Source organism: Micromonospora humi (genome assembly GCF_900090105.1).
GTDB classification, from domain to species: domain Bacteria; phylum Actinomycetota; class Actinomycetes; order Mycobacteriales; family Micromonosporaceae; genus Micromonospora; species Micromonospora humi.
Genome location: NZ_FMDM01000004.1, coordinates 160,023 through 173,817, shown reverse-complemented (window position 1 = coordinate 173,817; position 13,795 = coordinate 160,023). Strand labels below are relative to the sequence as shown.

Annotated in this window: 13 protein-coding genes; 4 read left to right on the top strand and 9 right to left on the bottom strand. The window is 74.6% G+C overall.

What is annotated here, in order from left to right:
* Positions 1 to 98 precede the first annotated feature (98 nt).
* Together GA0070213_RS09080 and GA0070213_RS09075 are read left to right on the top strand one after the other, a co-directional pair.
* Positions 99 to 857 (top strand): Bax inhibitor-1/YccA family protein, encoded by a 759-nt coding sequence (locus GA0070213_RS09080; RefSeq protein WP_091060625.1) that lies wholly within the window; start codon positions 99 to 101, stop codon positions 855 to 857.
* Positions 858 to 877: 20 nt separating this feature from the next.
* Positions 878 to 1,198, top strand: coding sequence for a hypothetical protein (locus GA0070213_RS09075; RefSeq protein WP_091060622.1), 321 nt, complete (start codon positions 878 to 880; stop codon positions 1,196 to 1,198).
* Between the two features lie 70 nt (positions 1,199 to 1,268).
* Here the strand turns inward: GA0070213_RS09075 and GA0070213_RS09070 are convergent, their stop codons facing one another.
* From GA0070213_RS09070 to GA0070213_RS09055, 4 genes are read right to left on the bottom strand one after another with little or no spacing between them, the layout of a single operon-like run.
* Complete coding sequence (locus tag GA0070213_RS09070; protein WP_091060620.1) at positions 1,269 to 2,753, bottom strand: CYTH and CHAD domain-containing protein; 1,485 nt, start codon at positions 2,751 to 2,753, stop codon at positions 1,269 to 1,271.
* A gap of 40 nt (positions 2,754 to 2,793) precedes the next feature.
* On the bottom strand, positions 2,794 to 4,056 hold the full coding sequence (locus GA0070213_RS09065; RefSeq protein WP_091060617.1) for an acetyl-CoA C-acetyltransferase: 1,263 nt from the start codon (positions 4,054 to 4,056) through the stop codon (positions 2,794 to 2,796).
* 58 nt (positions 4,057 to 4,114) lie between these two features.
* On the bottom strand, positions 4,115 to 4,927 hold the full coding sequence (locus tag GA0070213_RS09060; RefSeq protein ID WP_091060614.1) for an SGNH/GDSL hydrolase family protein: 813 nt from the start codon (positions 4,925 to 4,927) through the stop codon (positions 4,115 to 4,117).
* A 34-nt stretch (positions 4,928 to 4,961) separates the two neighbouring features.
* Positions 4,962 to 6,008 (bottom strand): SGNH/GDSL hydrolase family protein, encoded by a 1,047-nt coding sequence (locus tag GA0070213_RS09055; protein WP_139128648.1) that lies wholly within the window; start codon positions 6,006 to 6,008, stop codon positions 4,962 to 4,964.
* Between the two features lie 131 nt (positions 6,009 to 6,139).
* On the opposite strand from GA0070213_RS09055, the gene GA0070213_RS09050 reads away from it, so the two are divergent.
* Together GA0070213_RS09050 and GA0070213_RS09045 are read left to right on the top strand one after the other, a co-directional pair.
* The gene (locus GA0070213_RS09050) at positions 6,140 to 6,496 is read left to right on the top strand and encodes a YkvA family protein (RefSeq protein WP_091060610.1); all 357 of its coding nucleotides are present in this window, start codon (positions 6,140 to 6,142) and stop codon (positions 6,494 to 6,496) included.
* A 74-nt stretch (positions 6,497 to 6,570) separates the two neighbouring features.
* The gene (locus GA0070213_RS09045; RefSeq protein ID WP_091060606.1) at positions 6,571 to 7,941 is read left to right on the top strand and encodes a cystathionine beta-synthase; all 1,371 of its coding nucleotides are present in this window, start codon (positions 6,571 to 6,573) and stop codon (positions 7,939 to 7,941) included.
* Between the two features lie 54 nt (positions 7,942 to 7,995).
* Here the strand turns inward: GA0070213_RS09045 and GA0070213_RS09040 are convergent, their stop codons facing one another.
* From GA0070213_RS09040 to ngg, 5 genes are all read right to left on the bottom strand, one after another.
* Entirely contained in the window at positions 7,996 to 8,946 is a 951-nt protein-coding gene (locus GA0070213_RS09040; protein WP_091060604.1) for a S1C family serine protease, read from the bottom strand.
* Between the two features lie 115 nt (positions 8,947 to 9,061).
* Complete coding sequence (locus GA0070213_RS09035) at positions 9,062 to 9,571, bottom strand: GNAT family N-acetyltransferase (RefSeq protein ID WP_091060600.1); 510 nt, start codon at positions 9,569 to 9,571, stop codon at positions 9,062 to 9,064.
* Positions 9,568 to 10,497 (bottom strand): ribonuclease Z, encoded by a 930-nt coding sequence (locus GA0070213_RS09030; protein WP_091060597.1) that lies wholly within the window; start codon positions 10,495 to 10,497, stop codon positions 9,568 to 9,570. The genes GA0070213_RS09035 and GA0070213_RS09030 overlap by 4 nt, the downstream gene beginning before the upstream one ends.
* A 278-nt stretch (positions 10,498 to 10,775) precedes the next feature.
* Entirely contained in the window at positions 10,776 to 11,960 is a 1,185-nt protein-coding gene (locus tag GA0070213_RS09025) for an osmoprotectant NAGGN system M42 family peptidase (protein ID WP_091060593.1), read from the bottom strand.
* Positions 11,957 to 13,795 carry an N-acetylglutaminylglutamine synthetase gene (gene ngg / locus GA0070213_RS09020; protein ID WP_091060588.1) on the bottom strand — a complete coding sequence of 613 codons (1,839 nt, stop codon included), beginning with the start codon at positions 13,793 to 13,795 and terminating at the stop codon, positions 11,957 to 11,959. Before ngg ends, GA0070213_RS09025 begins: the two co-directional genes overlap by 4 nt.

The window sequence follows — 13,795 nt, the reverse complement described above, 5'->3', positions numbered from 1 at the left end:
CTGCCGCATCCGCGGCGGCGGGCGTCGCCGTTTTCCCGTCCCCGCCGGGCCGTCCGGGGCAGAGTGGGACTCGGGTACGCCGGCGCGAGGAGGTCACGGTGCGCAGTGCCAATCCGGTGCTGGACCGGCTGGACGACGTCGGGCGCACCGAACGGCGGGTGCTGGGGGTGGGCGCCACCGACGCGATGACGGTGGCCGACGTGGTCACCCGGACGGTCGGCCTGCTGCTGCTCACCGGCGTCACCGCGGCGGTGGCCTGGGTGGTGGTGCCGGAGGCGGCGTGGGTGCCGGCGGCGCTGGCCGGCAGCGCGCTGGCCAGCCTGGCCCTGGTGCTGGTCATCTCGCTGAAGCAGGTCACCAGCCCGCCGGTCGTCGTCGGGTACGCGGTGCTCCAGGGGCTGCTGCTCGGGGTGGCGAGCCGGGCGTTCGAGCTGGTCTACCCGGGCATCGTGGCGCAGGCCGTGGTCGGCACGTTCGGCGTGTTCCTCGGCATGTCCCTGCTCTACCGGGCCCGGCTGGTCCGGGCCACCCCGCGGCTGGCCCGGCTGGTGCTCGGCACGCTCGTCGGGATCCTGGCGATCGGCCTGGTCAACCTGGTGGCGTACCTGGTCACCGGAGGGCAGGGGTTGGCGGTCTACAGCCTGACCGGCCGGGTGGGCTGGCTGCCGTACGTCTTCTCCGTGGTCGCGATCATCGCCGGGGCGCTCAGCTTCGTCCTCGACTTCGACCTGGTCGAACGGTCCGCCGCGAACCGGCTGCCCCGCCGCTACGCCTGGTACTGCGCGTTCGGCCTGCTGGTCGGGCTGATCTTCCTGTACTGGCAGATCCTGCGCCTGCTCAGCTATGTGCGGCGCTGACCGTCGTACACTCGGCGGCGATGAGCGCAGCGGAGCTGGACCGGGCGGTGACCCTGCTGGTCCGACAGGTCGGGCACTGGCAACAGCCGCGCTGGTCGGCGCCGGCCGGAAGCGGCAACGTGTCCCGGGCGGACCTGGTGCACAAGCTCGTCCAGGAACTCGCCAACCTGGCCGCCGACGCGGCCGGCGAGCCGCGTCGGGAGGTGCCCCGACTTCCCACTGACCTGGCCCTGCCCGACCAGCTCCGGGTGGTCGCCGCCGACCTGGCCCTGGCCACCCCGCCGGAGCCGGTGCTGGCCGGCGCCGTCGACGCGGTGACCCGCACCCGCTCCGCCCTCTGACCGCGAGCCCTCGGCCGCTGCCCCCGCCGTCCCCGTCCCGGGCGCCCCGGCCGGCAGGCTTCGAGGCGGGTCAGCGCCGCAGCCAGCGGCGTACCTTGCGGCGTCGGGCCCGGTCCCGGGCCCGCAGCACCGCCGGCCGGTCGTGCCCGGCGGCCTCGGCCTGCCGGGCGTGCAGCACGCCGTAGGTGAAGGTGTTCTCGCCCTCGGTGAACGCCCGCAGAGCGTGGCGACGCAGCACCTCCCGGGTCACGACCGAGTCCTGGTGGGTGCCGAGCAGGTCCTGGAGCGCCTTGAACCGCTTGACCAGCCGGGCGGCCGGCCCGCCCACTGCGGGTTCGCGGACCTCGACCGCGTAGCGGGCTGCCTTGTACTTTTTGCGCGCCTCGTGCAGTGCGACGTCCCCGGCCGCCCCGCCGACGGCGAGCGCCGCGTCCAGCCGGTCGTCGGCCCGGCGCACCACCCGCCGGATGCGCCGGTCCACCCAGCGGCGGTCGACCTCGCCGGTCGGGCCGTCGAGCAGCCGGTCCAGGCGGGTCAGCAGGTCGGGGTAGCGGTCAGCGTCCAGCGCCGCCCGCAGCGCGGTGGTCGACCGGGCCAGGTCGGCCGCGAACCGTTCGCCGATCCGCGCCGGGACCGGGCCGAGCACCAGCTCGCCCGGCAGGTCGTGCACCGCCGTGTCCAGCCGGGCGGCCATCACCTGAACGTCGCGGACCCGGCCCAGCTCACCGCCGAGCCACCGCAGCTCGGCACGGACCGCCTCGCTCTCCCGCCGGTCCCACAGCCCGCGGAACGTCCGCAGGGTCGCCCGCAGCCGGCGGACCGCGACGCGCATGTCGTGCACCGCGTCCTCGTCCCCCTGGTACGCCGCCGCGTGGTTGCCGACGATCGCGTCCCGCTGCGCGCGGGCGTATCCGATGACCGGCCCCGCCGGGCCGGTGGGTGGGCCGTCGTCGAACCGGGCCAGGCGCCCGGCGACCGCGCGGTGCGACTTGCTGACCGGCACCTCCCCGGCGCCGGCCCCGGTGAGCCGGGCGGCCACCGCGTCGAGCAGTTCCTCGTCGCCCTCGACCAGCTCGACCTCGACCTCGTGCCACGTCAGCGCGACGCCGTCGACCAGGTCCTCGGAGCGGACGTCGTCCTCGGCGACCTCGGCCAGTACCCGACCGTCCGCGTCCAGCAGCCGGTGTTCGCGGCGGTGGTTGACGATCCTCGCCGCCGGCGCGACCGGGCGGCCCCGGGACGCGCCGCGGATCAACGCGGCCAGCTCGGGCGGCGGGCCGGCGTCGGCGGCCCCGGCCGGGAACCGGTGCTCGACCCGGGCGCCGCCGACCGCGCCCACCTTCAGGTGCCAGCCCGCGTCGTGCCCACCGGTCCGCCGCCGCAACGCGTGCCCGCTGCGGAGCAGGCGCAGGTCGTCGGTGTCCCAGTAGACGGCGTCCAGATCCGAGGAGGTGGCGTCGGACACCGTCACGACGCCACCGCACCCGGTCAGGTCGGGCAGCCGGAACCCGTCGTCGCCGGAGAACTTGCGCTCGCGTTCCACGACGGTCGCCATGCGGGTTCCGGTACCCGCCGCGAGCCGTGGTGAACCGGCCTCAGCTGAGGCGTTCGAGCACCATGGCCATGCCCTGGCCGCCGCCGACGCACATGGTCTCCAGACCGATGGTCTTGTCGTGCCACTCCAGCGCGTTGAGCAGGGTGCCGGTGATCCGGGCGCCGGTCATGCCGAACGGGTGACCGACCGCGATCGCGCCGCCCATCACGTTCAGCTTCTCCTCCGGGATGCCGAGCTGCCGGTACGACGGGATCACCTGGGCGGCGAACGCCTCGTTGATCTCGACCAGGTCGACGTCGTCGATGGTCATGCCGGCCCGCTTCAGCGCCTGCTTCGACGCCTCGACCGGGCCGAGGCCCATGATCTCCGGGGAGAGCGCGGTGACGCCTGTGGAGACGATCCGGGCCAGCGGGGTGAGCCCCAGCTCGGACGCCCGCTCGGCGCTCATGATCACCACGGCGGCGGCGCCGTCGTTGAGCGGGCAGCAGTTGCCGGCGGTGATCCGGCCGTCCGGTCGGAACACCGGCTTCAGCCCGGACACCGCCTCCAGGGTCACCCCGGGACGCGGGCCGTCGTCGGCGCCGACCACCGTGCCGTCCGGCGTGGTGACCGGGGTGATCTCGCGGGCCCAGAAGCCGTCCGCGATCGCCTTCTCGGCCAGGTTCTGGCTACGAACGCCGAACGCGTCCATGTCCTCGCGGGTGACGTCGTGCACCTGGGCCAGGTTCTCCGCGGTCTGACCCATGGCGAGGTAGACGTCCGGCAGTTCGCCGGCCTCCCGCGGGTCGCTCCACACCTCGGCGCCGGCCTGCGCGCGGGTCTTCGACCGCTCCCGCGCCCCGGCGAAGCGCGGGTTCTCCCAGCCGCCGCCGACCAGCGCCTGCGCCTCCGGCGGCAGGGTGTCCGAGTTGCCCCGGGCGTACCGGGAGACCATCTCCACGCCGGCGGAGACGAACACGTCGCCCTCGCCGGCCCGGATCGCGTGCATCGCCATCCGGGTGGTCTGCAGCGAGGAGGCGCAGTAGCGGGTCAGCGTGGCGCCGGGCAGCCCGTCCAGGCCGAGCAGCGTGGCGACCACCCGGGCCATGTTGAAGCCCTGCTCGCCGCCGGGCAGGCCGCACCCGAGGTAGAGGTCGTCGATGGTGGTCGGATCGAGCGCCGGGACCTTGTCGAGCGCGGCCTGGACGATGGTGGCGGCCAGGTCGTCGGGGCGGACCTCGCGCAGGGAACCCTTGAACGCGCGACCGATGGGGGACCGGGCGGTGGCGACGATGACGGCGTCGCGGGGCGACTCAATCGGCATGAACCAACGTTAACCCGCGGGTAACTTTCCGTGGAAGCCGCGCGCCGGGCGGGAAATGTCACCCCGCGGGCGGGCGGCGGTGGTGCCGGAACGCGACCGCGGCCGCCGCCTCGACCGCCGGGAGCAGGGCGTGCGCCCAGACCCGGTAGCCGTCGGCGGACGGGTGGAAGCCGTCGCGGCAGAGCGTGCCGGCGTCGGCCCGGAACACCGGACCCGTCTCGGTGCCCAGGTCGACCACCGTCCCCCCGGCGTCGAGCACGGCCGTCGTCTGGGCCCGCGCCATCCGCCGCCCGGACCAGCCGAGCACCTGGCGCAGCGGGGCGGCCACCGCGCGCACCGCGCCCAGGTCGGGACAGGTGCCCACGACGACCTCGACGTGGGCCTCGCGCAGCCGGCGGACCGCCGAGCCGAGGTAGGCCGCCGCGTCGGCCGGGCGGCTCAACGCGGTGGCGTCGTTCGCCCCGATCAGCACCACCGCCACGTCCGGCCGCTCGCCGAGCAGCGCCCGGGCCACCTGGGTGGCCAGGTCGGTGGCGCGGGACCCGGACACGCCGACGCTGGACAGGTGCACCCGCCGGCCGGTCGGCCCCTCCGCGAGCAGATGGGCGAGCTGGCCGCCGATGGTCTCCTCGAACCGGTCGACGCCCACACCGAGCGCCGACGAGTCGCCGAGCAGCACCAGCCGCAGCGGTGGCGCGTCGGCCCTTCCGACCGTGGCCCGCAGCACGAGCCCCAGCTCGGGCTGCGCGTACTCCCGGGTGCGGGCGGCGATGGCCTGGCCGGCGAGGACCGCCGCCCCACCCACCGTGCCGGCCAGCAGCGACAGGGCCGCGGCCCGGCCCCACCGGGCCGCCTCACTCGATCCGCTCATGCCGTCACCTCCCGGTGTCCGACGCTGCGCTCGCTCATGCCGTTCCCTCCAGCGTGGCCGAGTCGGCGGCGGTGCCGGTCGGGGGCACCGCGCCGACGCCGAAGAAGGCCCGCCGGCGCAGCTGGGCCCACCGCCCGCCGGGCCCGCGGTCGCGGCCCCGGAGCTGGGCGCCGCTGACCTCCGTGCCGGCGTGCCGGGCCGCCGTGTGGGCGGCCTCCGGGAGCGACCGTACGCCTTCCAGGCCGGCGAGCGAAGGCCTGCGTTCGGGCACCGCCCCCAGCGCGGAGAGCACGGTGGGCAGCAGCGCCGCGGCGGCCATGGCGTAGCCCTCCGCGGAGGGATGGAAGCGGTCCCAGGCGAACATCCGGCCCGGCTCGGCGGCGAACCGGGGCCCCAGCAGGTCGCCCAGGGAGACCGTCCGGCCGCCGGCCTCCACCACGGCCACCGTCTGGGCGGCGGCCAACTGGCGGCTCCAGCGCCGGGCCAGCCACCGCAGCGGCGGCTGGATCGGCCGGATCGTGCCCAGGTCGGGGCAGGTGCCCACGACCACCTCGCAGCCGGCGGCGCGCAGCGTGCGGACCGCGTCGACCAGGTAGCGCACGGCCACCGCGGGCGGGGTGCGGTTGGTGACGTCGTTCCCGCCGACCAGCACCACGGCGACGTCCGGCGCGACCTCCAGCGCGGACTCGACCTGCGGCTTCAGGCCGGCCGACAGGGCGCCCACCACCGCGAACCGGTGCAGCCGCACCGGCCGGTGCAGGCGGCGGGACAGCCCGGTGGCCAGCAGCGACCCGGGCGTCTCACGGCGCCGGTGCACGCCGTAGCCGGCGGCGGAGGAGTCACCCAGGACGACCACGGTGACCGGCGCTCCGGGGAGGCGCGCGCCGTAGACGCCGTCGCAGCGCGGCGGCGGGGCCTCGGCCATCGGGATGGTGCGGCGGGCCTGCCGGGCCTGGCCGAGCAGCACCCCACCGGTGGCGGCCGTGGCCGCCACCGTGGCGCCCGTGCCGATCGCCGCGAGGCGGGCGATCCGCCAGGCGCGCTGCCGGTGGACCGGCGCGACGGAACCAGCGTCCCCCATGAGCCGACAGTATCGCGCCGGCACGACCGTTGCTGTCCTTGATCGGGTGGCTGGCGGACGGTCGTTCTGGGTACCTGAGGGGTGGGCTTGCCCCCGGGGCGCACCCTGGTCGGGCGGAGAAGGGCGGAATCATGGGGAAGACGTTGAAGCGCAGCGCCGCGTTCGCCGCGCTGGCCCGGGCGTTGGCGGCCGGAGCGCGCGGCGGGCCGTCGCTCGGCGTCCGGTTGGCGGCGCTGCCCCGGATGATCCGGGCCACCGGCCGCGGGGAGTACGACGGCGGGCTGCGGCTGGCGCTGATGGCCGGGGCGGCGGCGTACGTCGTCTCCCCGATCGACCTGCTGCCGGAGATCCCGCTGGCGATCTTCGGGCTGGCCGACGACGCGGTCATGGTCACCTGGCTGGCCGGCAGCGTGCTCGCCGAGACCGAACGGTTCCTGGAGTGGGAGGCACGTCGCAGCTCCGTCATCCCGGGGCATGTCACGCCCTGACGGCACGTACGCTGGGCGGCGAAACCGGCTGACCGGCCGCCCCACGACGGCGGCGCGACGAAGGGCACAACGAGGTGCAGTACTACGACAACGTCGTCGAGCTGATCGGCAACACCCCGCTGGTCCGCCTGCGCAACGTCACCGAGGGCATCCAGGCGACCGTGCTGGCGAAGGTGGAATACGTCAACCCCGGCGGCTCGGTCAAGGACCGGATCGCGCTGCGCATGGTGGAGGACGCCGAGAAGGCCGGCATCCTCGGCCCCGGCGGCACGATCGTGGAGCCGACCAGCGGCAACACCGGCGTCGGGCTGGCCCTGGTGGCCCAGCTCAAGGGCTACCGCTGCGTCTTCGTCTGCCCCGACAAGGTCAGCCAGGACAAGCAGGACGTGCTGCGGGCGTACGGCGCCGAGGTGGTGGTCTGCCCGACCGCCGTCGCGCCGGAGGACCCGCGCTCCTACTACAACGTCTCCGACCGGCTGGCCCGGGAGATCCCCGGCGCGTGGAAGCCCGACCAGTACAGCAACCCGGCCAACCCGCGCTCGCACTACGAGACCACCGGCCCGGAGCTGTGGCGGCAGACCGAGGGGAAGATCACCCACTTCGTCACCGGCGTCGGCACCGGCGGCACCATCTCCGGCATCGGCCGCTACCTGAAGGAGGCGTCCGAGGGCCGGGTCAAGGTCGTCGGCGCGGACCCGGAGGGCTCGGTCTACTCCGGCGGCACCGGCCGGCCCTACCTGGTCGAGGGCGTCGGTGAGGACTTCTGGCCGACGACGTACGACCGCTCGGTCGCCGACGAGATCGTCGAGGTGTCCGACAAGCAGTCCTTCGAGATGACCCGCCGGCTGGCCCGCGAGGAGGGGCTGCTGGTCGGCGGTTCCTGCGGCATGGCCGTGGTGGGCGCGCTGGAGGTGGCCCGCAAGGCCGGCCCGGACGACGTGGTCGTGGTGCTGCTGCCGGACGGCGGCCGGGGCTACCTGTCGAAGATCTTCAACGACAAGTGGATGGCCCGGTACGGCTTCCTGGACGACTCGGGCACCGAGCCGACCGTCGCCGACGCGCTCGCCGGCAAGCCGGGCGGCCTGCCCGAGCTGGTGCACGTGCACCCGACCGAGACGGTCCGCGACGCCATCGACTACATGCGCGAGTACGGCGTCTCCCAGCTCCCGGTGCTCAAGGCCGAGCCGCCGGTGGTGACCGGCGAGGTGGCCGGCTCGATCGCCGAGCGTGACCTGCTCGACGCGCTCTTCACCGGCCAGGCCCACCTGCACGACACGATCGAGCGGCACATGGGCGAACCGCTGCCGATGATCGGCGGTGGGCAGCCGGTCAGCGAGGCGGTCGGGCTGCTGGAGAAGGCCGACGCGGCTCTGGTGCTCGTCGACGGCAAGCCGAAGGGTGTGCTGACCCGCCAGGACCTGCTCGCCCACCTCGGCGCCCACTGAGCGGGATAAGGAAGGGCCCCTTCTTAACGCCTGGCGTAGAGAAGGGGCCCCCTCTCACCGACCCAGCTCGGTGGGGACCGCCACCACGTCGACGTACGCCCCCTTGCGCAGCAGGGTGACCGGCAGCCGGACGCCGATGGCCGGTCCGAGCATGAGCCGTTGCAGGCTCTGCCCGTCCCGCACCGGCCGACCGCCGGCCGAGACGATCACGTCGCCGAGGTAGATCCCGGCCACCCCGGCCGGGCTGCCCGGCACCACCTCCACCACCCGCAGCCCACGCCGCTGGCCGGTCCGCGCGGTCACCTCCGGCGGCAGCGGCACCGGCGCGCCCGCCACCCCGAGCCACGCCCGCCGCACCCGCCCCTGCCCGGTCAGGTCGGCGACGATCTGCCGGGTGGTCGGGTTGATCGGCACGGCGAGCCCCAGCCCGTACCCGGCGACCGCGGTGTTCACCCCCACGACGCGGCCGGCGGAGTCGGCGAGCGCCCCGCCCGAGTTGCCCGGGTTGAGCGCGGCGTCGGTCTGGATGACGTCCTCGATCAGCCGGACCAGCCGCCCGTCCCGCGCGGGCAGCGACCGGCCCAGCCCGGAGACCACGCCGGCGGTGACCGACCCGGCGAGCCCCATCGGGTTGCCGACCGCGACCACCAGTTGCCCGATTCGCAGCCGGTCGGCGTCGCCCAGCTCGACCGGCGGCACGCCGGCCTCGTCGGCGCGCAGCACGGCCAGGTCCGACAGCGGGTCCGCGCCGACCACCCGGAAGCCGGTCTCGGTGCCGTCGCCGAAGGCGGCCACGCCGCCGCTCGCGCCCTGCACGACGTGCGCGCTGGTCAGCAGCAGCCCGTCCGGGTCGATCACCACGGCCGACCCGGCGCCCGCGCCGCGCGGCGTCCGCACCGACAGGGCCGCGACCGCGGGCAGCACCTTCGCCGCCACGCCGGTCACCACCCGGGAGTACGCGTCGAGCGCGGCGTCGTCGGCCCGCCCGGTGTCCTCGGTGTCCATGTCGCCAGCAACGCGGCTCCCGTCCGCGCCCATGCCCACATCCGCTGAGAGCGAACGGCGGAGGTGTTAAGCGGGGGCCCCTCCTCTACCGGATGCGTTAAGAAGGGGCCCCTCCTTACACCGCACGGGCGTAGCGGAGTTGGGGGACGAGGGCGGTGCCGATGCGGTCGGTGCGCCGCTCGCCGGTGGCACGCCAGCCGCCGCGCTCGTAGAAGCGCCGCGCGGAGGTGTTGTCGTGCAGCACCCAGAGCACGGCCCGGGTCCAGCCACGGGCCCGCATCGCGTCCAGCGCGTCCACCATGAGCGCCCGCCCGGTGCCCCGGCCCCGCTCGTCCGGCTCCAGGTGGATGGCGTTGAGCAGGCCGGTCGCCGGGTCGCCCTCGTCGTCGGGGCCCAGGTAGCTGAAGCCCACCAGTCGCCCATCCCGCTCGACCACTGTCATCCGGTGGTCGGCGGCCTCCCAGGTGAGCCGCTCCACCCAGTAGCGGCCCATCGCCTCCTCGGTGGGGTCGGCCAGCGCCTCCGGCGGCAGGAACGACGAGTACGCCGCCACCCGGGATCGCTGGTGCAGGGCGCCGACCGCCATCAGGTCGGCCTCGGTCGCGGGGCGTAGGGAGACGGTCACTCCGGCGACGGTACCCGGCGGGGCGGCACCGGCACCGTCTCGAGGTCCTCGGCGATCACCAGTTCCCCGGCGAAGTGTTCCCGCGCCTCGTCGTGGAACCGGCGCGGGTCGGCGTACCGCTGGGAGAAGTGGGTGAGCACGAGCGTGCGTACCCCCGACTCGGCCGCGACCCGCGCGGCCTGGCCGGCGGTGAGGTGGCCGACCTCGGCGGCGAGTGCGGCCTCAGACGCCAGGAACGTCGATTCGATGACGAGCAGGTCGGCGTGCTCGGCCAGCGCGTACACCCCGTCGCAGAGCCCGGTGTCCATCACGAACGCGAACCGCTGCCCCGGTCGGGTGACGCTCACCTCGTCCCGGTCGACGCGACGCCCGCCGAGGTCCAGGTGACCCTCGCGCAGCAACTGCCCCACCGCCGGACCGGCGATGCCGTACGCGGACAGCCGCTCCGGCAGCAGCCGGCAGCCGTCCGGCTCGACCAGGCGGTAGCCGTACGTCTCGACGGGGTGCCGTAGCCGGCGGGCCTCCAGCGTGCCGATGCCCAGCGCGATGCGCTGCCCGTCGGCGTCGATCGGCTCGACGGCCAGCTCGGCGGTCTCGTGGAAGCTGGAGGCGTGGCGCAGCCGGGCGAAGTAGTCGGCGCCGCCGGCCGGGAAGTGCACCGCCACCGGGTGCGGCACCCGGTCCAGGGAGAGCCGCTGGATCATGCCGGGCAGGCCGAGGCAGTGGTCGCCGTGGAAGTGGGTGACGCAGATCCGGGTCAGGTCGGTGGCGGTGACGCCGGTGTGCAGCATCTGGCGCTGGCTGCCCTCACCCGGGTCGAAGAGGATCACCTCGTCGTCCCACCGCAGCAGGTAGCCGTTGTGGTTGCGCCGGCGGGTCGGGGCCTGGCTGGCCGTCCCGAGCACCACCAGCTCACGCATGGACAAGGTTTTCTCCCGGGCATGAAGCGACCCCCGGGGCTTCCGCGCTCGCGCGCGGGCCGGCTGGACTGGGCCGGCACCCCGGGGGTCGGGTGGCTGTCGTGGTTTCGCCGCACCGCTGCCACACGGTCTCGACGATCGTTCTTCACTGTCGAGGACAGCGGCTAGCGGACAGCCACCTCACGAGTCCGATTGCTATACAAGTCTGGACCACCTCCTTTCCCGTGTACCGCCACGCTATCCACTTCCCGGCGGCATCGGCAACGAATTTCGATCACAGACGTTCAGTCCAGCCCGATCGGGCCCTCGCGGGGACCGTCCTCGTGTGCGGGCTGCACCGCCAGCGACGGGAAGTCGGCCAGGTCGCCCTCCGGCTCGGCGTCCCACTCGGGGAACACCAGTGGGCTCTGCAGATAGAGGCAGAGCAGTTGGGTGAGCTGGTGCAGGCCGTCCAGGTGGGTGCGTTCGTGGCCGTGGGTGGCGTCCACGCCGAAGCCGAGCAGCGCCACCCGGGCGTGCGCGCCGGCCTCGACCGCCGACGCCGCGTCCGAGCGGTAGTAGTCGAAGACGTCGCGGACCAGGTCGACGCCGTGCTCCTTGGCGATCGAGGCCAGGTTGCGGGTGAGGTGGTAGTCGAACGGCCCGACGCCGTCGCCCATCGCCAGGGTGGCGGCGTTCTCCCGGGACTGCTGGCCGGGCGCGACCACCGCCGCGTCCACCGAGACGATCTCCGCCACGTCCGGGTCCAGCCCGTGGCTGGCGCCGTGGCCGATCTCCTCGGTGACGGTGACCAGCAGGTGCGCGGTGACCGCCGGGGTGACGCCGGCGTCGACCATCGCCTTGAACGCGGTCAGCACGGCGGCGACGCCGGCCTTGTCGTCCAGGTGCCGGGACTTGACATATCCGCTGGGGGTGATCGACGGGTTGGGCAGCAGCGCGACGAAGTCGCCGGCGTCGATGCCGAGCGCCCGCAGGCCCGCCTCGTCGGTCACCGGCTCGTCGACCCGGACCTCCACCAGCTCCCAGCCGACGCCCTGGAGGTCGACCGCCTCGTTGTAGCGGTGCCCGCTCGCCTTCAGCGGAAGGATCTGGCCGGTGACCACTCGGTCCAGGTCGTCGGTGAAGATCCGCACGTGGGCACCCTCGGCGAAGCGGGCGCTGTGCGTGCCGATCGGGTTGATCTCCAGCCGGCCGTTCTCCTTGAGCCGCTTCACCATGCCGCCGATGGTGTCGGTGTGCACCACGACCGCCCGGTCCGCGCCGGTGGCCCGGGGGCCGGGCAGGCTGGCGCTCAGCGCCCCGCGCCGGGTCAGCGTGGAGCTGATCCCGAGCGCGGAGAGCCGTTCGCCCACGTACTGCTGGATGTGGTCGGTACGCCCGGACGGGCTGGGGATCTCCAGCAGTTCCACCAGCACCTGGCGCAGGTATTCGAGGTCGAGCTTGAGCGGTTCGGGTTTCCGTGCGGTCATGCCCCAGAGCCTGCCGCACCGGCCGGCGACCAGAGTCGCTGCGGTGCCCGCGTGCCCGGGAAGAGCAGGTCGACGAACCGTTCGGCGGTCGGCTGCGGCTCGTGGTTGGCCAGGCCCGGCCGTTCGTTGGCCTCGATGAAGACGTGTTCCGGCGCGTCCGGGGCGGGGACCAGCAGGTCCAGCCCGGTGACCGGGATGTCCAGCGCCCGGCTGGCGGTCACGCACGCCTCGGCGATCGCCGGGTGCAGCTCGGCGGTCACGTCGTGGATGGTGCCGCCGGTGTGCAGGTTGGCCGTCCGGCGGACCGCCAGCACCTGCCCCTCCGGCAGCACGTCGTGCATCTGGTAGCCGGCCTCGGCCACCACCTCGCGGGTCATGTCGTCGACCGGGATCCGGGACTCGCCGCCGGTGGCGGCGGCCCGGCGGCGGCTCTGCCGGTCGATCAGCTCGGTGACGTCGTGCACCCCGTCGCCGGTGATCTGCGCCGGCCGGCGGACCGCGGCGGCCACCACCTCGTGGTCGATCACCACCACCCGCAGGTCCTCGCCCGCGCGCAGCTCCTCGATCAACACGTCCGGGCAGAACCGGCGGGCCAGCTCCACGGCGGCGGTCAGCGCCTCCGGCGTCCGCACCCCGACGGTGATCCCGTTGCCCTGCTCGCCGCGCGCCGGCTTGACCACCACCGGGCCCACGTCGGTCAGGAACGCCAGGTCGTCGGGCTCGCCGGTGGCGGTGCGCCCGCGCGGCACGGACAGCCCGGCCTCGGTGAGGATGCGCCGGGTGACCCGCTTGTCGTCGCAGCGGCTCATCGCCACCGCCGAGGTCAGCTCGGACAGCGACTCGCGGGTGTGGATGGTCCGGCCGCCGCTGGTCAGCTTCAGCTCACCCCAGTGCGGGTCGGTCACCTCCACCCGGATGCCGCGCCGCATCGCCTCGTCCGCGACGATCTTCGCGTACGGGTTCAGCTCGTCGTACCCGGCCGGCATGGCGGGCAGGAAGAGCCGCTCGTTGATCGGGTTCTTCCGCTTCACGCAGAGCGTGCCGGTGCGGTGGAAGCCGAGCCGCTCGTAGAGCCGGATCGCACCCGAGTTCTCGGCCAGCACGGACAGGTCCACGTACGCCCGGCCGCGCGCGTCGAGCCGGTCGGCGAGCGCGGTGAGCAGCGCCTGGCCGGTGCCGGGCGGCGCGGTGTTGAAGTCCACCGTGAGGCACCAGAGGCTGGCGCCGCGCTCCGGGTCGTCGAAGACCGCGACGTGGTCGACGCCGGTGATGGTGCCGACCACCTCGCCCGTCACGTCCTCGGCGACCAGGTGCAGGAACCGGTCGGTGCCGGCGTTGTCGACCAGCACGTCGACCGGGGCGGTGACCATGCCGTTGCGGGCGTAGATCCGGTTCACCGCGTCCGCGTCGTCGGCGTCGCGCAGCGCCCGGATGGTCAGCCCGGGGATCTCGCCGCCCTCGGTGGCGGCCGGCCGGTGCTCGCCCAGCGGCAACCGGTAGGTCAGCGACGGGTCGATGAACAGCTCGTCCGGCAGCCGGGAGACCAGCACGTGCGGGTCGCGCAGGTAGATGCAGATGTCCCGGGCGCCGTTCGCCTCGGAGCGCAGCACGTCGGCCACGTGCACCTGGTCGGCGAAGGTCTGGCCGAAGACCAGCCGGCCCCAACCGCAGTCCAGCACGACGCCGGAGGCGTCGGCCGGCTCGGCGTCCGGGCGGCGCGGCTCCGGCGTGCCCGGGGCGACCGGGTCGCCGCCCGGGCCGACGCGTTCCCGGCGCCGGCCCAGCACCCGTTCCCGGTCGGTGCGTGCCGTGCCGGTGGCGAGGGTGTCGGTCAT